This window comes from Deinococcus actinosclerus, assembly GCF_001507665.1.
GTDB lineage: Bacteria > Deinococcota > Deinococci > Deinococcales > Deinococcaceae > Deinococcus > Deinococcus actinosclerus.
This window is the reverse complement of the sequence record NZ_CP013910.1, coordinates 2,177,591-2,200,303: the sequence shown is the minus strand read 5'-3', so window position 1 is coordinate 2,200,303 and position 22,713 is coordinate 2,177,591. Positions and strand designations below refer to the sequence as shown.

Sequence of the window (22,713 nt, the reverse complement as noted above, 5' to 3'; positions counted from 1 at the left end):
TCTGCCTGAGGGGATTCGCTAGCATGAAGGCTCCATGAACGGCCCAAGCCTCCTGAACCTCCTCCGCACCGGCGACATCGAACCCCTGCACGCCCACCTCACCAACCTGCAGGCGCAGTTCGAGGCCGGGCAGATCAGTGAAGGCGACCTGCTAAGGGCCTTCGGTGCCTTCCAGACCTCCGACCTGACCCTGGCAGAAGGCTTCCAGAAGTGGACCGAGACTCATCCCGGCACGTATGCCCCGCACGTCGCCCTGGCGGGCTGGTTCCTGGGACGGGGCTGGGAAGCGCGCGGCGGTCACACGTCCAACCGCGTCAGTGACCAGGGCTGGCGCTCCCTGGATCACTTCCTGACCCAGACGGACGGGTGCGCCCGCCACGCCGTTACCCTCACCGACAATCCCCTGGCCGCCTGGAACGTCATCGGACTGGCCAGCAACACGCGCGGCTGCCAGCTGAGCCTGCGCGACGTGCAGACGCAGCAGTACCCCGACTGGTTCACGCGCGCTGTTCAGGACAACCCGGGCACCCTCGCCCTGCGCCGCGTCATGCTGCTGCACCTGCGCACCGAGTGGGGCGGCAGTGAGGAACACATGCTCACCTTCGTGCGCCAGCAGCAGGACGCCGGACTGCTGGGTCAGACCGACATGCAGCGCCTCTGGGCCGCATTCCACAGTCGCGTGGCGCACCACGCGCAGCATTTTTCGCAGGATCACGCACTGGCCGTGGAACGCGCGCGCATCGCCGCTGAACTCGACCCGCTCCAGTCCGAGCAGCTCCTGATCGCCCTGACCGGAGCGGACGCCAGTCCATCCGAGCGTCTGGACGCCCTGCGCCGTTACCTTTCCGCCGCGCAGCAGGAGAACAGCGTGCCGTCTGGAAATTTTGGCTGGGCTGTGCTCAAGGCTGGAGACTGGATCAAGCCCGAGCTGCCACGCATCACCGCCCTGCTGGCCAGCGCAGCGCAGGACGGAGACGCCGATTCGGCCGTCCTGCTCGGGCACATGCAGTTGGTCCATCCCGCCTGGGGGACGCAGAGTGCCCGCGCCGTTCTGGAAATCGCCCGTGACCAGGGCCATACGGCAGCGGCTGAAACCCTCGCCTACCTCAGCGAGCACACCTCCGCGCCAGTCGAGCAGCGGCGAGTAGACGTCCTCAAGGCGGCCGACCTGCTCAGCGGAGAAATGAGCTGGCACGTGTACCAGCAGTTCCCGGAATTCCAGCGGCAGTTCAATCTGGAACCACGGCAACGCTTCAAGTACCTGCACCGCGCCGCCGACGGTGGTGAAAACGACGCCCGTTTCGAACTGGCCCGGCAGCTGCGGGCCGGGAATGTCGAACTGGGCGAGGACGGCGTGCTGCGCCCCGTGGACACTCAGCCCATCCAGGCCAGCCTGGAGTACGCACGGCATCTGCTGGAGCGTGCGGCCATGACCGATCATGGACCCTCACGCAAGGCGCTGAAGTCCGCGCAGGAGAAAGACTGGCAGGAAGTCACGGCGAGACGCCTGAAATTGAAAGCGGTGCGCGCCAGACGATTGACCCCGAAGGACGAGACGGACTCCCGACCCTTCCGGGTGCCGTGGTTCCTGATCGCGGCACTGATCTTCGGGGTGTTCCGTGCGTGCAGTCACATGAACGATTCGTCCACCGCAGCCTTGTTTGATCCGAGGCAACGGATTGAGCAGCGCGAGATCAGCGCAGAGCACCAGCGGTTGATCGAGCGCGTGGCGGCCGGCGAACTCCAGCCCGTCTTCGAGAAGGACGGCATCCACTTCGAGCCGGTGACTCCCAAGTCCCCCTGAATCCCCGCTGACTCTTTCTTCGCGCGTCAGCCGTTACGCTGTGGGGCGTGACTGTTTTTCCCTCTGATCTCAAGTTAAGTGCCGTGACGCCCGTGAACGCGGTGGACTGGGCGGCGATCCCCAGCCCGGCGTTCGTGCTGGACGAGTCGCGGCTGCGCCGGAACCTGGAGTTGATCTCGTACGTGCAGCGCGAGAGTGGCGCGCAGATCATCGTGGCCTTCAAGGGCTTCTCGATGTGGTCGGCGTTCCCGACGCTGCGTGAGTACGGGATCACCGGGGCGACGGCCAGCAGCCTGAACGAGGCGATCCTGGCCAGAGAGGAGATGGGGGGCGAGGTGCACGTGTACGCGCCGGCGTACAGCGATGAGGATTTCCCGCGCATTCTTGAGCTGGCGGATCATCTGGTGTTCAACTCGTTCTCGCAGTGGGCGCGCTTCAGGCCGCAGGTGGAGGCGGCGCGCGCGGCGGGCCGGACGGTGCACGTGGGCATCCGCGTGAACCCGGAGTACGCCGAGGTGGAGACGGACCTGTACAACCCGGCGGGGCCGTTCTCGCGGCTGGGCGTGACCCGCCGCGAGTTCCGCATGGACCTGATGGACGGCGTGGACGGCCTGCACTTCCACACGCTGTGCGAGAAGGACAGTGACACGCTGGAGCGCACGCTGGAGGTGCTGGAACGCAACTTCGGGGACGTGCTCTCGCAGGTGAAGTGGGTGAACTTCGGCGGGGGGCACCTGATGACCCGCGAAGGGTATGACATTCCGCGCCTGATCCGCGTGGTGCGGGCCTTCCGTGAGCGGTGGGGCGTGCACGTGATCCTGGAGCCCGGCAGCGCGTTCGGCTGGCAGACCGGCTGGCTGGTGAGCAGCGTGCTGGACGTGGTGCACAACGTCAAGGACGCCCTGCTGCTGGACATCAGCGTGTCGGCGCACATGCCGGACGTGCTGGAGATGCCCTACCGGCCCCGCATCCTGGGGGCAGGCGACCCGCCCGAGCTGGATCACCACCGCGAGACGACCGAGGGCGCGGGCGGCCATCCGTATATCATCGGCGGGACGACCTGCCTCGCGGGGGACGTGGTCGGGGAGTACGTGTTCGACCGGGCGCTGGAGATCGGGGACCGCGTGGTGTTCGACGACATGATCCACTACACGATGGTGAAGACGACGTTCTTCAACGGCGTGAAGCACCCGGACATCGGCATTCTGCACCTGGACGGCTCGTACGAGCGGGTGAAGACCTTCGGCTACGAGGAGTTCAGGGCCAAGCTCAGCTGACCGCGCCGGTCTGACGTGGCACAGGGTCCGGGCCGCCTCCTCTGCGCGTGGGGGCGGCCCGGGTGCTGGACAACGAAGCTTCGGTGAAGGGGGTGTGCCTCTGCCTGCGCGGCACAGGCGCCGATTGGAACCCCGTGTGGTAGCCGCGCACATTGCGGCGTCGCCTGCGGGGGGAGGGGTGGGCCGGGGGCGTGCAGTGTGTCCCTCCGGCAGCACGAGATGGCTGAGTGGTCTTAACCTCTTTCGAGGTGAGCCCAGCATAGGCGCCGCACCTGACCGGCCACTGATATTCCGCCTCATGCACGCGCTTTCTCCGCTCATACGCTTTCACCGGAGATCAAGGCGGCTCCATGGGTGCTGTCCTCTGCCCATCGGTGCAGGGCCTGTCTCTCCGCAGCCTGCCGGGCACGTCGTGCGTCTGGACTGCCAGGCTGGTCTTGCGGTGGTGAGACGGATCGTCATGCCAGCATTCGCCTGCTCTCACCAGACCAGAAAGGGGCCGCCCCCCCGAGGAGCGGCCCACCTGACAGGTTCAGGCTTACTTGCGGTAGACCTTCGTCACGCCGTTCACGGTGCGGATGGTGCCACCCTCGAAGTCGGCGGCCCAGGCGCCGCTGATCGTGTACTGGTCACGGGTGGGGAAACCCAGGAACGAGCCGCTGCCGCCCAGACCCTGGTAGGTCTTCAGGACGTTCCCGCTGAGCCAGAAGGTGCCGTACTTCTCGGTGCCGTACAGCGCGCCGTTCTGGAAGAAGCCGTACAGGCCGCTGGTGCCCAGGCTGTTCTGCGGGATGACCTTCTCGTCACCGGCGGCCCAGCCCAGGCGGCTGGGGGGCCGAGTGGCGCCGTTCTCGGCCTTGGCGAGTGCCAGGTAGCGTTCCAGCAGCATGCCGTGGACGGCGTAGGCGCGGCTGCTGCCGTTGGCATGCAGGAGCACGGCGTCCCCGTAGGCACCGACGCCTTTGAACTTCTGCCACAGGCCGTCGCCCCAGGGCACCGCGTAGGTGGTCGCCTGCCCCAGGCTCTCGGTGCCCTTCAGGCGCGCGTAGGCGTCCACCATGGCCTGATCGCGCTCACCGCTCTGCTTCTCGCCGGGCTGGATGGTCGTGGTGGGCTGCGGTGCGGGCGTCGTGGGGGCGGGCTGCGCGGGTGCCGGCTGGGTGGGCTGCGGCTGGGCCGGCTGCGGCGCGGGCTGCGTGCCCTGGCCGGGCGTGATGGTCACGGTGCCGGTCGCCGTGCCGGGCAGTGGGTTGACCGGGGTGCTGACCGGCTGGCCGCCCACCTTGAAGGTCACGACGTCGGTCGTCCAGCCGTCGGCCGGGAGGGGATTGACGACGATACTCAGGGCCCTGGCGAGGTTCGCCTGCCCCTTGACCTTCACCTGGGCGAAGGACTGGTTCTGCGCGAAGGTAGCGATGTCACGCAGGTCGAGTTCCTTGCTGCTCGCGATCGCCAGCAGGCGGTCCTGACCGTTCGGGCCGCCCACGTTCAGGCCGTACTTGGCGCCCTGCTGCGGGAAGACGCGCGTGACGCCGCCCCTGACGAAGTTGCTCTCCTCGAAGTTGTTGGGGAAGAACATGTCCACGACGCCGTTGGCGTTGATGTTGAACAGGTACACGTAGGCGTCCTGGTTGGTCTTCACGGCCACCTGGATGGCCTCGCCCTTGCGGTAGGTGGGGTTGGCCTTGCCGCTGGCGTCCTTGTTCACCCAGACTTCCACGTTCAGTTTCGTCTCCACCGGGTTCACGATGATGCTCTGCGCGGTGATCTTGGCGGGGCTGGCGCTCGCGGCGCCCAGGAGCAGCGTACTCAGGATCAGGGTTCGTTTCAGCATGGTGTGCCTCCTTGTGGTGAGGCGCACCGTACCCCGCCTCTCTGACCGGTTGCTGAAAAAAGCCCGTCCTGAAAGGCACCCTCAAGGCTGACTGAAGATCGGCGGCAGCTGCCGGGGCGTTCGTGAGAGTGGCGTGCCGGCGCGTTAAGCCGACCGGGGGTGAAGTGGCCGGGCTGATCGTCTACCCTCAGGGACATGCGCCGCCTGCTGCTGCTGTTCGCGCTGGGCTGGGGCGCCGCCCCCGCGCAGACGGTGGCGGATCCCTGGCCACGCGCGCCGGTCCTGACGCGCCTATTCGTCCTCGCTTCGGGGCGGCAGGACAGTGAGCGCCTGATCCGGACCCTCGACCTCACGGTGGCGCAGGTGCGCGAACTGCAGCGGCTGGCGGGCAGTGAACGCGCCTACGCGCAGGCGGCGCGGCCCCTGGGAACCGCCGCGGCGCGGGCCCTGAACGTGAAGCTGGCCGCCATGAACGCCGAAAAGGACCGCAAGGTGCGCCGCCTGCTGGGCCGCGACTACGACCGGTTCCGGGTGTGGGTGCGGGCGTGGTGGCAGGCGCAGGTGCGTCAGGCGCAGCGCCCGTAACGGGTCACGTTCACTGCGCGCGGTCCAGCCCGGCCGCCCCGATTCAGGCGCCTCCGCTCAGGCGAGTGGCGAGCCACAGGGCCAGCGGCGCCAGCAGCAGCGCGGGCAGCAGGCTGCCCACCCGCACGCGGCGGTCCTCGAAGCCCAGCCCGGCCAGCATGAGGTTCCAGCTGATCCCGATGATGGTCAGGCCGCCCGCCCCGGTGATGAGCAGCACGTACGGGTTGGTTTTGAGAATCTGCGGGTCGGCGCCGCCCAGCAGCCCGGCGGCGAAGGTGCCTGCCAGCAGGCTGATGCCGCCCTGCACGATCAGCACGGTCAGGGCGCTGAAGCCCACCCCGATGCCGTAGGCGCCGGCCAGCGCCAGCGCGGCGATGCCGTCGAGCGTGGCTTTCAGGACGTACGTGGCGCTGTCCCCGGTCAGGCCGTTCTGGAGCCCGCCGATCACGGTCATCGGACCGATGCAGAACAGCAGGCTGGCCGCCACGAAGCCTTCCGTGAAGCGGCCCCCACCCCGGAAGCGGCGTTTCAGGGTCTCGCCCAGGCGTTCCAGGCTCTCCTCGATGCCCAGCGCCTCACCGATCACGGCGCCCAGCGCCAGACTAACCAGCGCCAGGATCACGCCCGGCACGGCGCCGCCCGAGACGTGGTTCAGGCTGCCCGCCATGTCCAGACCGATGAACAGCGTCACCAGACTGAGGGTCTGGAGGAGGGTGCGCTGCGTCCGCTCGGGCAGCCGGCCGCCCACCGCGAGGCCCACGGCGGTGCCCAGCACAACCGTGACAACGTTGACCAGGGTGCCGGACAGCTGCGACAGGACGCTCATCGCCGCTGACTGTAGAGCACGCCGCCTGTTCGGCGTGCCGGCGCTGTCCAGTCTCACCCGGCACGGGCAGGCGCCGCGAACCTCAAGGCCCCCTTCAGGGGTGATCAAGAAGAGGGCAAGATCTTTGACCTCCCGCTGACAGCGGGTATGGTACGTTCATCGCAAGTTGAAACGTCCGCTGCACATCCTCCTGCCTGAGCCGCTCCTGCGCGGCGGGCCGGGCGGCGCGCCGCTGAAACCCATGCCGGCGCACTGCCTGTTTCCTGGCATCGACATCGAATCTGTTACGGGGCTGCCTGCGGGCGGCCCCGCTGCGTTGAAGGAGGTCTGAACGTGACCCTGAGCGACCAGTACCAGAACATGCCCAAACTCCTGAAAGTCAGCGAAGTGGCCGACTTCACCGGCACCCACGAACGCACCGTGCGCCGCTGGATCCGCGACGGCCGCCTGAGCGCCGTGGAACACCCCAGTGGACTGCGTGTGCCCCGCCGCTCGCTGTGGCGCTTCCTGGGTCTCGATCTGGCCCTCAGCGCCTGACCGGCAGGGCGCGTCCGGCGCGGCGCTGGCACAATGGCGGGCGTGACCGATCCGCTGCGTGACCTGCGTGCCGCCCTGAGCCTGCCCACCCCGGAGTTCCGTGGAGCCGCACTGTCCCTGCCCGCCCGTCTGGATGACGCTCAGGTGGAGGCGGCGGCGGCCCTGGCCCTCCAGTGGGGAGCGCCCCGCGCCGCGCTCGCCTGGAGTCGTGACCCGCTGCGCCGCGCCGCCGCGCACCTGCGCCTGGGTGAGTCGGGGCCGGCCCTGGCCGAGCTGGCCGGTGAGCCCGCAGGCGCCCGCGTGGCGCTGCTGCGGGCCCGCGCTGCCGCCCTGAGCGGGGCGCAGGACGCGCCTACCCTGGCCGCGCACGCCCGCACCCTGGCCCGCCAGGAGGGGGACAGCGCCGCCCTGATCGCCGCCGCGACCCTGCTCGCGGAGGGGGAGCAGGCCGAGCCTTACGCGGCCCTGCGGACGCTGGCCGAGGGTCTGAAGGTCGCCGAGATCGCCGGACAGAGCGCGGACCCGCACCTGCTGGCCGTGCTGGCCCACACCCAGGCGCGTCTGAACGCCCGTAAAGGTCAGGCGACCGCCGCGAAGTCCCTGGAGCGCAGTGCGCCACGTAGTCCCGCGCGGGTGCTGGCCCTGCTGGCCCTGGTCCGCCCGGGCGAGGCCCACGCCGAGGCCCGCGCGGGCGACCTGCACCCCGGCTGGTGGGCGTTCAGCGCAGAATTCAGAGGGACTGAAGGTCTTTCTCAATCCCTCTGAATCGAGCACCTGAGAATGGCGGCGGTTGGAAGTGGAGCCCTGGGTCGTGGTGTTGGCCCCAGGGTGGAACTGGACACCGCTGTCACCGCAGCCCCGACGCCGCCCACGCCTGCGGGAACGGCACGTACGGCGGCGGGCGGATGAACGCCCGTGGTCCGGGATTGCCGCGCAGGTACACGCTCTCGTACACATACACGGTGCGCTCCTGCAGGGTGGCGTACAGCGCCGCGCCCAGCCGCAGTTCCTCGGCCGGGAGGGGGAGGCGCTCGCGGTAGGCGCGCAGGAACGCCGCGCCCAGCGCCGGATCGAGCCGCAGGCTGAGATGCAGGCAGCGCGCCACCTCCCACGCACGCGGTGCGAGGCGCGGCTGCTCCCAGTCGATGATCGAGACCGGCGCGCCGCCGCGGAAGAACACGTTCCCGTCGTGATAGTCGCCGTGCACGAAACGGCGCGCCGGGGGGCACGGCGCATCCGGCAGGGGAGCGCGCCGCAGGTGAGCCAGCCGCTGCCGGGTGCGTGCCAGCGCCCAGCCGTCCGTGGCGTCCGGGTGGGGGAGGGCCAGGATCGCCGTCTCGACCGCCCGCAGGCGCGCCAGGGTGGTCGCCACGTCCGCGGGCGGGGCGAGCGCAGGCACGGCGAACGGCGCGGCCCCGGGCAGGCGGATGTGCAGCTCCGCCAGCAGCGCGCCCAGCCCCGCCGCGTGCTCCGGGTTCAGGGCGCTGCGCGGGACGGGCGCACCGGGGGCCACCTCGAACAGCGCTGCCCAGTGGTTCCCCAGCCGGGCCAGCGTGCCGCCCTCCCGCGTGACCGAGAGGTCCGGGGTGGGCAGTCCGCACGCGCGGGCCAGCCGCACTGCCCGGTGTTCACGTTCGGCCCGTCCGCGCTGCGGGTCACGGTACACGCGCAGGTGGAACGTGCCCGCTGCCGCCTGCACGCGGAAGGCGGCGTTGATGCTCCCGCCGCCCAGCGGGGTCACCGCCCGGATCTCCCCGACCGGCCAGTGGGCCGCGACGGCCGCCGGGGTCGGGGCGGTCACCCGGTCACCCGGCCTGCACGTCCAGCCGCGCCAGCCCCCGGATCACGAAGCCCCCGGTGTACTGCCCCGGCTCCTGCGGATTCACGAGGCGCAGGTCCGGCAGGGCGCGGCACAGTGCGCGCAGGCTCAGCGCGAGTTCCAGCCGGGCCAGCGGCGCGCCCAGGCAGTAGTGGATGCCCAGCCCGAACGTCAGGTGCGGGTTCGGGTCGCGGTCCAGCCGCAGCTCGTCCGGCGCCTCGAACCGCTCCGGGTCGCGGTTCCCGCTGGCGTACAGCAGGCTCACGCGGTCGCCGGGTCTGAGCTCCGCGCCGCGCAGCGTCAGCGGTTCCAGGACGATCCGCTCGAACATCGGCAGCGGCGTGTCGAAGCGCAGCAGCTCCTCAATGGCGCGGCGGAACACCGGCAGGCTGTCTGGCGCGTGGGCCTGCGCGACCAGCGCCTCCCAGTGCCGCCGGTCGCGTTGCAGGGCCAGCACGCCCGCCGTCAGGCCGTTCACGCTGGCCTCGTGCCCCGCGTTGAGCAGCAGGATGCAGGTGTCGATGAGTTCCTGCTCGGTCAGGCGGTCGCCGTTCTCCTCGGCCTGCACGAGCGCCGTGATCAGGTCGTCCTGCGGCGCGGCCCGGCGCTGCGCGACGAGTTCACGCAGCAGCGCGCTGAAGTCCAGCACCGCCCGCTCCGCCTCGTCCTGGTCGGCGGGGGTGGGCGCCGGTTCGTACAGCTTCACGATGGCGGCCGACCAGGGGCGCAGCCGGTCGCGGCGCTGCTGCGGCACGCCCAGCAGCTCGGCGATGACCGTCACGGGCAGCGGCTCGGCGTAGCCCTCCACCAGATCGAACGGCCCGGCGCGGCCCAGGTCGCGCAGCTGCGCCTCCAGGATCGCCTCGATCCGCTCCGTCAGGGCCTCCACGCGCCGGGGCGTGAACGCCAGCCCCACCAGCGAGCGCAGGCGCGTGTGCTTCGGCGGTTCGCTGTCGAGCAGGTGATTGCTGTTGAACGCGTCGAAGTTCGCCTGCCGGGGGTCCGGCAGCGGCCAGCCCAGCTCGTCGCGTGAAAAGCGGTGCAGGGCGCTGCGCCCGAAGCGCCGGTCGCGCAGGACGGCGCTGATGTCGGCGTGCCGGGTCAGCACCACGCGGTTCATGCCCGGATCGAAAAACACCGGCTGCTCGGCGCGCAGCCGCGAGAGCAGCGGGTACGGGTCGCGCACGAACGCCGCGTCCGCGACCGGCAGGCTGAATGACGGCAGGGAAGACGTGGGCGCGCTCACAGGAACTGCTGCGCCTCCACGCGCATCGGCCGGTCCTCGGCGTCCGGGGTCAGGGCCCCGGCCGTGACGAGCGCGTGGCCCAGCAGGGCCGCCGGCTCCGGTGCGCCGGCCGGGTCGTGGGCGTCCGCCGCGGGCCCGGCTTCCACCGGCCCGGCGGGCAGACTCGTGGCCGGCAGGGCCGGTTCCTCGGGCAGGGCGTGGCGCGCGGCGAGTTCGGAGAACGACGCCACCAGGGCCCGGTAGCCGCTCAGGAACTGCGCGTACTCCTGCCGGGCCATGGTCAGGCGGGTCGTGAGCGCCGCGTGCTGCTCGCTGAACGCCCGCTCCAGCTCACCCAGCCGCTGCGCCTGCGCGCGCTCGCGTTCCAGGATCAGGGCGTGGTGGTCGCGTTCCAGATCGGCAAAGCGGCCCCGGAAGGCCGCGTCGAGGGCCGAGAGGCGGGCCTGATGGCCGGCCTCCAGCTCGTTGCGGCGCGACTCGATCTCCCGCAGCAGGCCGTCGCGTTCGGTGGTGGCCTGCGCGACCATGAGTTCCGCCTCACGCGCCGCGTTCTCCCGCAGTTCGTGCGAGATGCGCTCGGCCGCGATCACGGCCCGGCGGATCTCGTCCTCGTTCTGCCGCTGCGCCTCCAGTTCCTTTTCCAGTACGGCCACTCGTTCGAGCAGCGTCTGATGCTGCTGCAGCTGCTGTTCCAGATCGTCGGCCAGATCGTTCAGGAAGGCGCGCACGCCGCTGCGTTCGTACCCGCCCATGCGGTTGGGGAATTCCTGGTGACGCACATCGAGGGGAGTGAATTTCACGTGAACAGACTCCTTCCCACCCGAACCAGGGTGGCTCCAGCCGCAACGGCCAGCGGGTAATCCCCGCTCATGCCCATGCTCAACTCTGACAGACCCAGATCATGCGCGCGCCGGGCGGTGTCCGTAAACAGGGTCAGGAGCCGGGCGTCCCGCTCGGGCAGCGGCAGATCGTCCAGATCGGGCGCCATCACCATCAGGCCCCGCACCGTCAGGCCGGTCTGCTCCACCTCGCGCAGCACGCCGGCCAGCTCGTGTGTCTCGGCGCCATGCTTCTGGGCCTCGCCGTTGTGCACCTGGAGCAGCACGTCCGGCGCGCGCCCCCAGCCCTGCGCGGCCTGCGCGATGGCCTCGGCCTGCCAGGGCGCCTCAATGGAATGCACCAGCGTCACGTGCCGCAGGTACTTCACCTTGTTGCGCTGGAGCGACCCGATGAAATGCCACTCCAGTTCCGGCCGCAGCGCCGACTTGTCCCGCAGTTCCTGCGCGCGGCCCTCGCCCAGGGGAAACGCGCCGTGCGCCAGCACGCAGCGCTCGATGGCGTCCAGATCCTGTCCCTTGGTCACGGCGACCAGCCGCGCGCTGCCGGGTGCGCGGCCCGCTGCCTGCTCCGCCGCGCGGATGCCGGCCAGGACCCCGGGCAGACTCATGGGTGACTCCCGGCGCGCGCGCGCCTCACCCGCTGACATGATGCTTTCACCGGCCCATTCTCACCTGCGCCCCCCACGCGGCTCAAGCGGAAGCTTCGCGCGCCCTCGCCGCGCCCACCGCGCACTCATGCGGCGGCGGGCCCGGTGACGGGGCGCGCCGGGACGGCGCCTGGCCGCTCGTAAGTCGCCCGCACCCAATCTTCACCCTTCTCAGGCTCAGCCCCGCAACTGTGAGCAACGATGCGCACCCCAGCCTGCAGCCAGCACCAGCGGCCGCCGGCGATGTCCACGGGTGTGCGACACTAGGAGAAGCATGCGACACCCCCTGACGCTCGCCGTGACCGTCCTTCTTGCCGCGCCTGCCGTCGCCCAGACCGCGGGCACCGTGCAGGACGTGACCGTGGTCGGCACCAGCGACCTGCTGGCCAACTTTATCCGCGCCACCCTCAGCACCCAGACCGGCACGCCCCTGAGCAGCGTGAACCTCCGCCAGGTCGAGCAGGAGGTCGTGGCCACCGGATACTTCAAGAGCGCCGTGGCCGAACTGCGCAGCGTGGGCGGCAAGGACACCCTGGTCATCACCGTGGTGCCCAACGCCACCATCAAGGACGTCACCATTACGGGCCTGACCTTCCTGCCCGCCGACGGCTTCAAGAAGAGTGTCGCTGACCTCCTGAACATCGCCCCCGGCGCCACACTGAACAACCAGCGCATCGAGGAAGCCAAGACGGCCCTGGCGCAGAACTTCGAGCAGGAAGGCTACCCCTTCGCGCCCAGCATCAGCGCCGACGTGAAGGCGGCGGCCGACGGCACCGTCACCGTGAACTTCGTCGTGGACGAGACCGCCCCCGTCAGCCGCGTGGAGGTCAGCGGCGTCACGCTGCTGCCCGCCGCTCAGATCACGGGCATCTTCAAGCCGCTGTACGACGCCAAGCGCTTCACGCCCGACGCGTACTACGGCGCCGTGCAGCAGCTCCAGCAGGCCTACGACGACGCCGGCTACGTCCAGGCAGGCGTCGACGTGCAGAGCAGCACCCTGGAAGGCGGCGTCCTGAAGATCAAGGTCATCGAGGGCCGCGTCACGGCCGTCAACCTCGACGACCTGGGCAACCCCCAGGTGACCCTGCAGACCCAGGCCGGGCAGCCCGTCAGCCTCAGCAAACTCCAGGCCGACGTCCGCACCCTCTCCAACCAGACCGGCAAGCCCGTGGGCTTCGCCATCCAGGCCGATCCCCAGAACCCCGCGCAGGTCACCGTGCTGTTCGGCTCCGCCGGCGTCGAGACCGGGCCGGTCAAGGCCGTCGCCATCCAGGGCAACACCCTGATCCCCACCGCGACCCTCCAGGCCGCCCTGAAGACCAAGGTGGGCGACGTGTACTCCCCGCAGCTGGCCCAGCAGGACTTCCTGGCGCTGCGCGACGCGTACCGCAAGCAGGGCTACGAGATCAGCACCCGCGACGCCATCACCTTCAAGGACGGCACCCTGACCTTCGCGGTACGCGAGGTGAAGGTCGCCGCCTACGAACTCCAGTGGCAGGGCGCCCACAACACCAAGGACCGCGTGATCACCCGTGAACTGCCCGCGCCGGGCAGCGCCTTCAACCGCAACGAGCTGAACGCGGCGCTGGGCCGCATCGCCCGCCTGGGCTTCGTGCGCGTCACCACCGAGAGCGTCCGCGCCGACCCGCAGAACCCCGAGAGCATCACCTACGTGCTGGGAATCGCGGAAACCAAGAGCGGCATCCCCGTCAACCTGGGCCTGAGCTACGACCAGTTCAACGGTGGCTTCGCCGGGGACGCCGGGTACTCCAACAACAACGTCTTCGGTCTGGGCCACAACCTGACGGCCAGCCTGGGCGGGCAGCAGAACGAGGCGGGACAGAACCTCGTGGCGAACGCCAGCTACACGATTCCCTGGCTGGACATCGACTTCCTGGATTTCCGCAAGACCCCCACCAGCCTCAGCTTCAGCGCGGGCACCAACGTCTTCGGCAACAACGCCCTGCTTACCAGGAGCACCGACACCCCCGCAAGGACTGACACCGGCTGGGACTACACGACCCGCGACACCAGCTTCAGCGTCAGCGCCGGGCGCAGCCTCGCCAGGAACCTCACCGCGAACGTGGGCGTGGGGATCAGCTACAAGACCTACTACCTCGAAGCCCTCCAGAGCGGTGACAAGAACACGGTCGCGTACAAGGACGCCAGCGGCGCCGACCAGACCCGCACCTTCAGCCAGGGTGACGCCGAGGCGCTGCTGCCCGACACCAACCTGACCACCCGCCTGTCCAGTGGCCTGAACTACGACAGCACCACCAGCGGCGAGTTCCCCGACAAGGGCGTGCGCGCCAGCCTGGGCGCCGCGTACAGCTTCGGCCGTCAGGGCGACACGCCCCTGCGCTGGACGACGCTGGGCGGCGGCGCGAGCACCTACTACGGCTTCGGGCGCACCATCGAGAAGGACCTGGGCGTCAGCAACAAGCAGCAGGTGTTCGCCGTGCGCGCCAACGCCGGCACCGTGCTGGGCGTCGACAGTGCCCCGGCCGGTACCGGGTACTCCGTCGGCGGGGGCAGCGTCGCCACGCCCTTCCAGCTGCGCGGCCTGAAGGACGGCGAGCTGTTCGGCACGAACTACTTCACCACCAGCGCCGAGTACCGCTACGACTTCGGCCTGAAAGCCGGGATCGCCCAGGGCCTGTACGGCGTGCTGTTCGCCGACGCCGGGACTGCCTGGGGCGGCAGCGCCACGAACACCGATCCCAGCCTGAAATACGGCATCGGGGCGGGCGCGCAGCTCAACCTCGGCATCGGCGGGGCGCTGCTGCCCAGCCTGCGCTTCGACTACGGCTTCAGCCCCCAGACCGGCACCGGGAAGTTCTACTTCCGCATCGGGAACTTCTGGTAACCCCCTGATCCGCCCCGCGCGGGCCGCCCCCAGCTTCACGGCCGGGGGCGGCCCGCGCGCTAGCATGCCCGGATGACTGCTCACCCCCACCCCGGAGGCCGCCCGTGGAAGGCCTGATGCTCGCGCGCGTGCTGCGCGACCTGAGCGCCCAGCTGCCCCTGCGCACCCTGGGCTGGGTCTTCCCGGACGAGACGACCGCCGCGCTGCTGCTCGACGGGCCGCGCCTGGGGGGCCCCAGCAATCTGGTGCTCGCCTACCGACCGCCGCAGCCCGTGGTGTACCTGTCGCGCGAGCGGCTGCGCGGCGATCCCCGCAGCCCCTTCCAGCGCTTCCTGGCGGCGCGGGTGCGGGGTGACCTGCTGCGCGCCGAGCAGCTGAAACTCGACCGGGTGATCACCCTGCACTTCGCGGGCGAGACGGGGTTCGTGGATCAGCCGCCCACCCGGCTGCTGTTCGAGGTGACGGGCCGCAACGCCAACCTCCTCGTCCTCGACGAGGGGGAGGGCTTCGAGGGCCGCATCGTGATGGCCGCGCGCGAGATCACCGGCAGCCGCAACCGCTTCCGCACCATCCGCACCGGGGGGCGCTACACGCCGCCGCCGCCCTACGAGAAGCTCAATCCGCGCGCCCTCAGCCCCGAGCAGGCCCAGGCGCTGCGCAGCGTTCCTGTCGGGCGCTGGCGTGAGCAGCTCGACGGCCTGGGGCCGCTGCTGGGCGCGGAGCTCGCCCGCCGGGCGGACCTGGGCCCCGCCGAGCTGCCCGGTGAGGCGTGGCCGCGCGTCCTGGCGGCGGTGCAGTCCCTGGTGGCCGACCCGACCGTCAGCGAGGGCGCCTTGCAGGACGGCGCGCGCGAGGCGGCCCGCGGTGAGAAGGCCGCCACGCTGCGCAAGGCCCTGCGCGAACCGCTCGACAAGCGCGTGACGCTGCTGCGCAACCAGCTCGCGGACGTCACGCGCGCCGAGGCGGGCCTCACCGACGCCGCCCGCGACCGGGAGGAGGCCGACCTGCTCATGGCCTACGCGCACACCGTGCCCACCGGCGCCGGCAGCGTCACCCTGCCCGCCTTCGACGGGAGCGGCGAGCGGCCCGTCAGCCTCGAACCGCAGCTGAGCGCCGTGCAGAACGCCGAGAAGCGCTACGCCCGCGCCCGGCGCCGTGAGGACGTGTACCTGCGCCTCGCCGAGCGTGAGGACACCCTGCGCGCCGAACTGGCCGAGGCCGAGGCCCGCGTGCAGGCGCTGGACACCGCCGACCTGCCCGACCTGGAAGCCCTGAGTGCCCGGGTGCAGCAGGAACGCCCGGAAAAGAGCCCCTACGGCACGCGCTTCACCACGCCGAGCGGGCTGGAGGCCCTGGTGGGCCGCAACAACAAGGAGAACGCCACCCTGACCCACCGCATCGGGCGGAGCCTGGACTGGTGGTTCCACGCGCAGGGGTACCCCGGCAGTCACGTCCTGGTGCGCAGCGGCGGGCGCGACCTGGACCTGCCGGACATCCTGTACGCCGCGCGGCTGGCCGCCGCGAACAGCAAGGCGCGCGGCAGCAGCAACGTCCCCGTGGACTACACGCGCATCAAGCACGTGTGGAAGCCGCGCGGCGCCCCCGCCGGGCAGGTGCACTACACCGACCAGAAGACCGTGTTCGTGGACGGCACCCTGCCCGAGTAGCCACCGGGCCCCGGCCGGCGCCGACTCGGGGGCCGGGCAGCGGACCGTGACCCGCCGCCCGGTGCGCGGCCCGGCACCACGTACAATGGCCGCTCGTGGAACGCATCATGTTCAGGGCCAAGATTCACCGCGCCACCGTCACCCAGGCCGACCTGGATTACGTGGGAAGCATCACCGTCGACCAGGACCTGCTCGACGCGGCGGACATCCTCGTGAACGAACGGGTGGACATCTACAACATCACCAACGGCAACCGCCTGAGCACCTACGCCCTGAGTGGCCCGCGCGGGAGCGGCGTGATCGGCATCAACGGGGCCGCCGCGCACCTCGTGAATCCCGGTGACCTCGTGATCATCGCCGCGTTCGGAAACTACAGCGAGGAGGAGGCCCGCGCGCTCGAGCCGCACGTCGTGCACGTGGACGCGCGCAACCGCCGGATCGAACTGCAACCCGCCTGAACCCCACGTGGGGCGGGTCAGCGGCAACTGGGGAGCGCGTGAGGACCGGTGCGGGGCGCCTCGTGGTCGCGGACGGCCCACGGCAGAGCGCGGTGTAGGGGCCAGGCGCCCAGTCCGGTGGGGCAGAGCGCACAGTCATCCGGTTCTCATGTGAAGTACACTGGCTGGTACACACCTGAATCAGCCACCCCCTCAGTGCCGGGATGATCCTTGACGAAGCCGACCGCCGCTCCCTCCACCCCTGACGCTGCTCCGTGGCTGACCCGCCAGCGGCGCATGTTCACCTGGCTCGTCTGGCTGGGCGCCCTGGCCTGCTGCGCCGCGCTGGGCTCGCAGTACCCCGAGTTCGACCCGCTCGACCTCTGGGCCCTGCCCACCCTGGGCACCACGCTGCTGGCCCTGCAACTGCTCATGCGCCTCGGCACCGTGTCCATCGGCACGGCCGTGCAGGTCACGTTCGTGGGCACCGCCGGGTACGTGCTGCTGGCACTGAATCACCAGTTCAGCGTGCTGACCGTGCAGTCGCAGGCGCTGATGGAAAACACCTACTGGTTCGCCGTGATCTATGTCGCGGCGTTCCTGGTGTACGAGCCCCGGCAGGCCACCCGCGCCGCCGCCCTGATCCTGGGGGTGGCCACCCTGATCTGCGCCGGGAACCTGTGGCTGACCGTGCCCGCTGACGCCCGGCACCACCTGATCGGGCCGTGCGCGCAGTTCCTGCTCATGGGCGCCGTCCTGACGCTCATGCAGGCCACGCTGGGCGTGCAGCGCACCCAGTTCCAGGCGGCGCGCGCCGCCGCGCTCACCGACCCGCTGACCGGGCTGGCCAACCGCCGCGCGGCCGAGGAACGCCTGACCGCCCTCACGCAGGGCGGGCAGACGTACACGCTGGTGCTGTTCGACCTCGATCATTTCAAACGCGTGAACGACATGCACGGGCACGCCATGGGGGACTTGGTGCTGCGCGGCGTGGCTGAGATCACGCGCCAGCACCTGCCGGAGGGGAGCCTCGCGGCCCGCTGGGGCGGCGAGGAATTCCTCCTCATCCTGCCCGAGCAGCGGGACAAGCACCTGCGGCCCCTGCTCGACCGCCTGCGGGCCGACCTGCGCCACCACCGCTACGGAACGGTCAACGGCGTCACCGCCTGCTTCGGCGTGGCCACGGCCAGTCCGGCGGAGGATCCGGTGGAGGTGGTGCAGCGCGCCGATCTGGCGATGTACCACGTCAAGGAGCAGGGCCGCAACGACGTGCACCTGGCCGATCTGCGGCGGACCCAGGTGAGTTAGGCGTGCCCGGTGGCCTGTTCCGTCCCGCTGCGCCACTGCCTGCCCCCGGCTGACGCGCCAGCCACCAGAACGCCGCGCCCCTTCCAGTGAGGAGGCGCGGCGCTGGCCGGCGGACAGGCCGGATCAGTCGAGGGTGGGCCGGGCCCGCCGTGTCCGGCGGGGTTCGGTGTCGGAGGCGGCGTTCGCCGGGTGGTCGCCGAGCGCCAGCCCCAGCTTGCGCGTCAGGGCGCTCAGCTGGGCCAGCTCGTCCGGGGTCATCACGCTGAAGACCTCACGGATGCCGGTGACGTGCCGGGGCAGCACGCGCCCGATAAGTGCGCGGCCCGGTTCCGTCAGGGAGACCCGCATGATGCGGCGGTCCAGTTCGTCCCGGTCGCGCCGGACGAGGCCGTCACGCTCCAGGTTGTCGATCACCATGGTGAGGTTTCCGCTGGAGCGCAGGATCTTGTCGGCCAGCTGCCGCTGGCTGAGGGGGCCCAGGTGATAGACGGCTTCGAGCACGCCGAACTGGCTGATGGTGAGGTTGTAGTCGGAAAGATGACGGTTGGCGTTCACCTCGACCGCGTGCGCGGCGCGCCACAACTTCACGTAGGCGTCCAGCGCGGCGCGGTCTTCCGGTGAACCTGCGTAACGGTTCGGCATTGCCTCCATGGTCGGGGCGGGCCCTCATGAAGTCAAGCTGGGCGGCCGGTCAGGGGGGCGGCCGGTGACGCTGCACCCGGCCTCAGCGGTGGTCGGCGTCAGCGCGGCCCGGCCTCAGCGCTGGGCCGCGCGGTACTCCTCGGTGGCCAGCCGGACGCAGGTCGCCACGGCGCGCATCGCCTCGTAGACCTCCTCGACCGGCGGGCGGGTCGGGGCGAGGCGGATGTTGCGGTCGTGCGGGTCCCGCCCGCCGGGGTAGGTGGCGCCCGCCGGGGTGAGGCTCACGCCGGCCTCGTCGGCGAGCTGCACCACGCGCGAGGCGACCGGCGCGGCCGTGTCCAGGCTGATGAAGTACCCGCCGCGCGGACTGCCCCAGGTGGCGAACTCGCCGCCGTCCCCCAGTTCCGCGCGCAGCACCTCGTCCACCGCGCGGAATTTCGGGGCGATCAGCGCCGCGTGATCCTTCATCAGGCCCTCCAGCCCACCAGGGTACGCCTGGAGGAACTTCACGTGACGCGCCTGCTCGACCTTGTTCGGGCCGATGCTCTGCGCATTCAGGAACGTCGACAGCCACCGGATGTTGTCCTCGCTGCTGCCCACGAAGCCCAGCCCGGCGCCCGCGAAGGTGATCTTGCTGGTGCTGGCGAACACGAACGTCCGGTCCGGGTACCCGGCGTCCCGCGACAGCGTCACGAGGTTCACCGGCTGATCCTGCTCGGCGGCGTCGGGGGAGAGGTGATGGGCGCGGTACGCGTCGTCCGCGAAGATCGTGAAGTCCGGCGCGGCCGCCTTCACGCCGGCCAGCCGGCGGGCCTTCCCGGCGCTGATCGTCTCACCGCTGGGGTTCGAGTACGTGGGGACGAACAGCACACCCTTCACGCTCGCGTCCGCCGCGGCCAGTCGCTCGATGGCCTCCACGTCCGGGCCGTCGGGCTGCATGTCCACGGTCAGCAGTTCGAAGCCCAGCGTCTGTAGCAGCAGGAAGTGCCGGTCGTACCCGGGCGTCGTGACGATCATCTTCGGGTTTTGCCCCGCCCAGGGCTGCCCGCCACGCGGGCCGTGCAGCAGCGCGAACGTCAGCACGTAGCCCTGGAGTTCCAGGCTGGCGTTGTTCCACACGATCACGTTCTCGGGCTTCAGGTCCAGGTACGCGCCGAACATCGCCCGCGCGGACGGCAGGCCCGCCACGCCCCCGGGGTAGTTGCGCAGGTCCAGGCCGTCCAGGTGCGTGTCCGTTTCACCCAGCGCGGTCAGCAGGCCGTTACTGAGGTCGAAGTCCGCGTCGGCAGGCTGGCCGCGCTGCATGTTCAGCTTCAACCCCTTGGCTTTCACCGCGTCGTACGCCGCGCACGCCTGCGCCAGGGCCTCACTCTGCACGTCACTCGTCATGCGCCCAGCGTACCCGCCCCCAGCCGGGCAGGGCAGGGACGTGTCTACCCCTGACGGGACACCGGGAAGCGGAGGACGGGGCGGGGGGTGTTACACTGCCAGCGCTGCGCCCGCCGGGCCAGCTTTTGCCTCCCTTTCGTTCCTTTCCCCTTCCGCCTTTTCCCACCTAGCTTCGACCACAACAGGAGAATCCACATGCAATACGTAGTGCACCGCCCCCGCGTCGGGGTGTTCATCGACACGCAGAACCTCTACCACTCGGCCCGCGACCTGATGGAACGCACCGTGAACTTCGAGACGATCCTCAGGAGCGCCACCGAGGGCCGCGAACTCGTGCACGCCATCAGCTACACCGTGGAACGCGAGAACGAGGCCACCGCCCGCCCGTTCATCTACAAGCTGTCCACGCTGGGCTTCAAGGTTCGCCGCATGAACCTCACGCTGCACCACGTCACCGACGGCGGCAAGGCCATCTACGAGGGCAACTGGGACATGGGCATCGTGGCCGACATGGTGCGCCTGATGGACCACCTCGACGTCATTGTGCTCGGCAGCGGCGACGGGGACTTCACCGATATCGTCGAGGTGCTGCAGGAGCGCGGCAAGCGCGTGGAGGTCATCGCGTTCCGGGAGCACACCGCGCAGAAGCTCGTGGACGCCGCCGACCGCTTCACTCACCTGCCCGACATCGACGGGGGCCTGATGCCCGCCCGCCAGACCCGCGCCGCCACGCCCAAGACCGAGGAATAACCCCGATGACCGACGCCACGCCGCACGCCGGGGCGGACGCCGTCCTGCACCGCCTGAACTTCCACCTGCCCGAGGACCGCGTCGCGCAGACCGGCGCGGAACCCCGCGACGCCTCGCGCCTGATGATCGTGGGCGAAGCACTCGAGCACCGCGTGTTCCGCGACCTGCCGGAGTTCCTGCGCGCGGGTGACCTGCTGGTGTTCAACCAGAGCAAGGTCATCCCCGCGCGCGTCATGGCCCGCAAACCCGTGGACGCCCACGGGCACGGCGGCGGCAGCGTGGAGGTCATGCTGCTGCGCACCGAGGAACGCCCCGAACTGGGCCGACACGTCTGGAGCGCGTACCTGAAACCCGCCCGCCGCGCCGGGTTTGAACTGTGGCTGGGCGGCCTGGAGCACGAGGGCGGGCACCGCGCCCAGGTCGTCGGGGAGCTGGAGGACGGCGCGCGGCTGCTGCGCTTCGACCACGACATCCTGCCGCACCTGGACGACATCGGCCGCCTGCCCCTCCCGCCGTACATCGACGCGGGGGACAGTGACGAGACGTGGCGCGACCGCTACCAGACCGTGTACGCCCGCGAGCCCGGCAGCGTCGCCGCGCCCACCGCCGGCCTGCACTTCACGCCCGACCTGCTGGCCCGGCTGGCCGCGATGGGCGTGCAGACCGCGCACGTCACCCTGCACGTCGGCGCGGGCACCTTCCGGCCCATCAGCGGCAGCGTGGCCGACCACGTCATGCACGCCGAACGCTGGCACGTCACCCCCGAGACCGCGCAGGCGATCAATGCCGCCCGCGCCGAGGGCCGCCGGGTCATCGCCGTCGGGACCACCACCGTCCGCACGCTGGAAAGCGCCTGGGACGGCACGCAGGTCCAGCCCGGCGAGGGCGACACGCAGATCTTCATCACGCCCGGCCGTCCCGTCAACGTGCCGGACCTGCTGATCACGAACCTGCACCTGCCGGGCAGCACCCTGCTGCTGCTCGTCGCCGCGTTCGCCGGGGAGGACCGCATCCGCGCCGCGTACGACGCCGCCCTGGACGGCGAGTACCGCTTCTACTCGCTGGGCGACGCGATGCTCCTGACGAACGTGCGCGGCGCACGATCCGGGGTCAGTGGGGAGTAGGGAGTGGTGAGTGGGGACACAGGAAGGTGGGCGCGTCACGGCGACGCGCCCACCTTCTCTCTCCACTTCCTATTCCCGACTTTCCACTTCCCGCGTGAGCGTGACCGTCGCCGCCTCGCGCTCGAAGCCCATCCGCTCGTTGATGGCGAGCATGGGACGGTTGGTGACGTGGTTGCCGGTGCGGGAGTGCGTGAAGCCCCGGCCCAGCGCGGCGCGCGCGGCAGCGAGTTTCAGCGCGAGGCCCAGACCGTGCCCGCGCCACCCGGCACGCACGCCGGTCAGGCCGTTGTGGACGAAGCCGGGGCGGCCAGCGATGGGCTGCGACAGCTGACTGGTCCCCACCCATGTGCCGTCCGGCGCCACGGCGATCATGATGCCGCTCGTGTCGGGCAGCAGGGTGTGCATGCGCTCCAGCCAGACCTCGAACGGCCAGACCTGCACGGGGCGGGCGCTGGGCACGTCGGTCAGCAGCGCGTGGATCAGGTCGTAATGCTCGCGCGCCGTCGCGTCCCAGCCGCCCAGGTCGCTCAGCGGGACGATCCGCACGCCGCTCGCGCGGGCGCGGGCCTCGTCGGCGGCGAAGGCCGTGAAATCCAGGGTGCGCAGGTCGAGGCTGCTGAGCCACATGCGGTCGGCCTCCTGCCAGCCGCGCGCCCGCAGGTAGTCATGCTCCCACCAGTCCTCGCGCACGCGGGTCACGGCCGTCGTCGCGCCCGCCTCGCTTAGCACACTCAGCCCGGCCGTCAGCAGCGCGTCCGCCAGGGGTCCCCCGGCCTCCTGCGGGTGGAGGGTGAGGGTCAGGTCCAGCCAGCCGTCGTGCGCGTCCATGCGCGGCACGCCCGTCGTGAGGGCCCCCCTCGCCTCGCCGCGTTCGAAGGCGGCCTGCTGGGTGTGGTGTTCGCCCGGGAGGCGGGTGGCGCTCAGGCGGGTCAGGTCGGCCACGCTCACCGGACTGTCCGGGTGGGCCAGGGTGCGCAGCGCGGCCAGATCGGCGTCCGCGATGGGCGTCAGGTGGGGGAGGGTCGCGTCCATGCGTGATTACAGCACGCGCCCCGGACGGCCGGGCACGTCAAATGGCTTACGGCGCCCTCAGCCCCCCTCTCTATACTCCGGGGT

21 protein-coding genes are annotated in these 22,713 nt (G+C 70.7%); 12 read left to right on the top strand and 9 right to left on the bottom strand.

Features of this window, described 5'->3' with window-relative positions; all coding sequences use genetic code 11:
* Window positions 1–34 precede the first annotated feature (34 nt).
* Together AUC44_RS10625 and nspC are read left to right on the top strand one after the other, a co-directional pair.
* Window positions 35–1,804, top strand: coding sequence for a sel1 repeat family protein (locus AUC44_RS10625; RefSeq protein WP_062158601.1), 1,770 nt, complete (start codon window positions 35–37; stop codon window positions 1,802–1,804).
* 47 nt (window positions 1,805–1,851) lie between these two features.
* Window positions 1,852–3,081, top strand: coding sequence for a carboxynorspermidine decarboxylase (gene nspC, locus AUC44_RS10620; RefSeq protein WP_062158600.1), 1,230 nt, complete (start codon window positions 1,852–1,854; stop codon window positions 3,079–3,081).
* A 538-nt stretch (window positions 3,082–3,619) separates the two neighbouring features.
* On the opposite strand, the gene AUC44_RS10615 is transcribed toward nspC, so the two are convergent.
* The gene (locus AUC44_RS10615; RefSeq protein ID WP_062158599.1) at window positions 3,620–4,915 is read right to left on the bottom strand and encodes a DUF4384 domain-containing protein; all 1,296 of its coding nucleotides are present in this window, start codon (window positions 4,913–4,915) and stop codon (window positions 3,620–3,622) included.
* A 195-nt stretch (window positions 4,916–5,110) separates the two neighbouring features.
* Here AUC44_RS10615 and AUC44_RS10610 point away from each other — a divergent pair, with 195 nt between their 5' ends.
* Window positions 5,111–5,500, top strand: coding sequence for a hypothetical protein (locus AUC44_RS10610; RefSeq protein ID WP_062158598.1), 390 nt, complete (start codon window positions 5,111–5,113; stop codon window positions 5,498–5,500).
* Between the two features lie 43 nt (window positions 5,501–5,543).
* Here AUC44_RS10610 and AUC44_RS10605 read toward each other — a convergent pair whose 3' ends face one another.
* Complete coding sequence (locus AUC44_RS10605; RefSeq protein WP_062158597.1) at window positions 5,544–6,326, bottom strand: DUF554 domain-containing protein; 783 nt, start codon at window positions 6,324–6,326, stop codon at window positions 5,544–5,546.
* A 166-nt stretch (window positions 6,327–6,492) separates the two neighbouring features.
* Between AUC44_RS10605 and AUC44_RS16560 the strand changes: the two genes are divergently transcribed.
* From AUC44_RS16560 to AUC44_RS10595, 3 genes are read left to right on the top strand one after another with little or no spacing between them, the layout of a single operon-like run.
* Window positions 6,493–6,657, top strand: coding sequence for a hypothetical protein (locus AUC44_RS16560; RefSeq protein ID WP_155299455.1), 165 nt, complete (start codon window positions 6,493–6,495; stop codon window positions 6,655–6,657).
* Window positions 6,658–6,686: 29 nt separating this feature from the next.
* The gene (locus AUC44_RS10600) at window positions 6,687–6,863 is read left to right on the top strand and encodes a helix-turn-helix domain-containing protein (protein ID WP_157445459.1); all 177 of its coding nucleotides are present in this window, start codon (window positions 6,687–6,689) and stop codon (window positions 6,861–6,863) included.
* Between the two features lie 33 nt (window positions 6,864–6,896).
* Window positions 6,897–7,628 (top strand): hypothetical protein, encoded by a 732-nt coding sequence (locus AUC44_RS10595; RefSeq protein WP_062158595.1) that lies wholly within the window; start codon window positions 6,897–6,899, stop codon window positions 7,626–7,628.
* Window positions 7,629–7,710: 82 nt separating this feature from the next.
* Here the strand turns inward: AUC44_RS10595 and AUC44_RS10590 are convergent, their stop codons facing one another.
* The 4 genes from AUC44_RS10590 to AUC44_RS10575 are packed head-to-tail and all read right to left on the bottom strand — an operon-like array spanning window position 7,711 to window position 11,375.
* A complete protein-coding gene (locus AUC44_RS10590) occupies window positions 7,711–8,664 on the bottom strand; it encodes a phosphotransferase enzyme family protein (protein WP_062158594.1) in 954 nt (317 codons plus the stop codon).
* A gap of 4 nt (window positions 8,665–8,668) precedes the next feature.
* Window positions 8,669–9,928 carry a cytochrome P450 gene (locus AUC44_RS10585; protein WP_197408533.1) on the bottom strand — a complete coding sequence of 420 codons (1,260 nt, stop codon included), beginning with the start codon at window positions 9,926–9,928 and terminating at the stop codon, window positions 8,669–8,671.
* Window positions 9,925–10,728 carry a DivIVA domain-containing protein gene (locus AUC44_RS10580; RefSeq protein WP_082689033.1) on the bottom strand — a complete coding sequence of 268 codons (804 nt, stop codon included), beginning with the start codon at window positions 10,726–10,728 and terminating at the stop codon, window positions 9,925–9,927. The genes AUC44_RS10585 and AUC44_RS10580 overlap by 4 nt, the downstream gene beginning before the upstream one ends.
* Window positions 10,725–11,375: a YggS family pyridoxal phosphate enzyme gene (locus AUC44_RS10575; protein WP_062159797.1), complete on the bottom strand. Its 651-nt coding sequence runs from the start codon at window positions 11,373–11,375 to the stop codon at window positions 10,725–10,727. The genes AUC44_RS10580 and AUC44_RS10575 overlap by 4 nt, the downstream gene beginning before the upstream one ends.
* Before the next feature lie 313 nt (window positions 11,376–11,688).
* On the opposite strand from AUC44_RS10575, the gene AUC44_RS10570 reads away from it, so the two are divergent.
* From AUC44_RS10570 to AUC44_RS10555, 4 genes are all read left to right on the top strand, one after another.
* Window positions 11,689–14,280 (top strand): BamA/OMP85 family outer membrane protein, encoded by a 2,592-nt coding sequence (locus tag AUC44_RS10570; protein ID WP_062158593.1) that lies wholly within the window; start codon window positions 11,689–11,691, stop codon window positions 14,278–14,280.
* A gap of 104 nt (window positions 14,281–14,384) precedes the next feature.
* Window positions 14,385–15,947 carry an Rqc2 family fibronectin-binding protein gene (locus AUC44_RS10565; RefSeq protein ID WP_062158592.1) on the top strand — a complete coding sequence of 521 codons (1,563 nt, stop codon included), beginning with the start codon at window positions 14,385–14,387 and terminating at the stop codon, window positions 15,945–15,947.
* Between the two features lie 95 nt (window positions 15,948–16,042).
* Window positions 16,043–16,405, top strand: coding sequence for an aspartate 1-decarboxylase (gene panD, locus AUC44_RS10560; protein ID WP_157445313.1), 363 nt, complete (start codon window positions 16,043–16,045; stop codon window positions 16,403–16,405).
* A gap of 210 nt (window positions 16,406–16,615) precedes the next feature.
* Entirely contained in the window at window positions 16,616–17,692 is a 1,077-nt protein-coding gene (locus AUC44_RS10555) for a GGDEF domain-containing protein (RefSeq protein ID WP_062158591.1), read from the top strand.
* Between the two features lie 123 nt (window positions 17,693–17,815).
* On the opposite strand, the gene AUC44_RS10550 is transcribed toward AUC44_RS10555, so the two are convergent.
* Window positions 17,816–18,334 (bottom strand): MarR family winged helix-turn-helix transcriptional regulator, encoded by a 519-nt coding sequence (locus AUC44_RS10550; RefSeq protein ID WP_062158590.1) that lies wholly within the window; start codon window positions 18,332–18,334, stop codon window positions 17,816–17,818.
* 114 nt (window positions 18,335–18,448) lie between these two features.
* Window positions 18,449–19,723, bottom strand: a complete 1,275-nt coding sequence (locus AUC44_RS10545; RefSeq protein ID WP_062158589.1) for an aspartate aminotransferase type Ic — start codon at window positions 19,721–19,723, stop codon at window positions 18,449–18,451.
* Between the two features lie 195 nt (window positions 19,724–19,918).
* On the opposite strand from AUC44_RS10545, the gene AUC44_RS10540 reads away from it, so the two are divergent.
* Window positions 19,919–20,473 (top strand): LabA-like NYN domain-containing protein, encoded by a 555-nt coding sequence (locus AUC44_RS10540; protein ID WP_062158588.1) that lies wholly within the window; start codon window positions 19,919–19,921, stop codon window positions 20,471–20,473.
* A gap of 5 nt (window positions 20,474–20,478) precedes the next feature.
* Window positions 20,479–21,597, top strand: coding sequence for a tRNA preQ1(34) S-adenosylmethionine ribosyltransferase-isomerase QueA (gene queA / locus AUC44_RS10535; RefSeq protein ID WP_062158587.1), 1,119 nt, complete (start codon window positions 20,479–20,481; stop codon window positions 21,595–21,597).
* Window positions 21,598–21,666: 69 nt separating this feature from the next.
* On the opposite strand, the gene AUC44_RS10530 is transcribed toward queA, so the two are convergent.
* On the bottom strand, window positions 21,667–22,629 hold the full coding sequence (locus AUC44_RS10530; protein WP_062158586.1) for a hypothetical protein: 963 nt from the start codon (window positions 22,627–22,629) through the stop codon (window positions 21,667–21,669).
* Window positions 22,630–22,713: the final 84 nt, after the last annotated feature.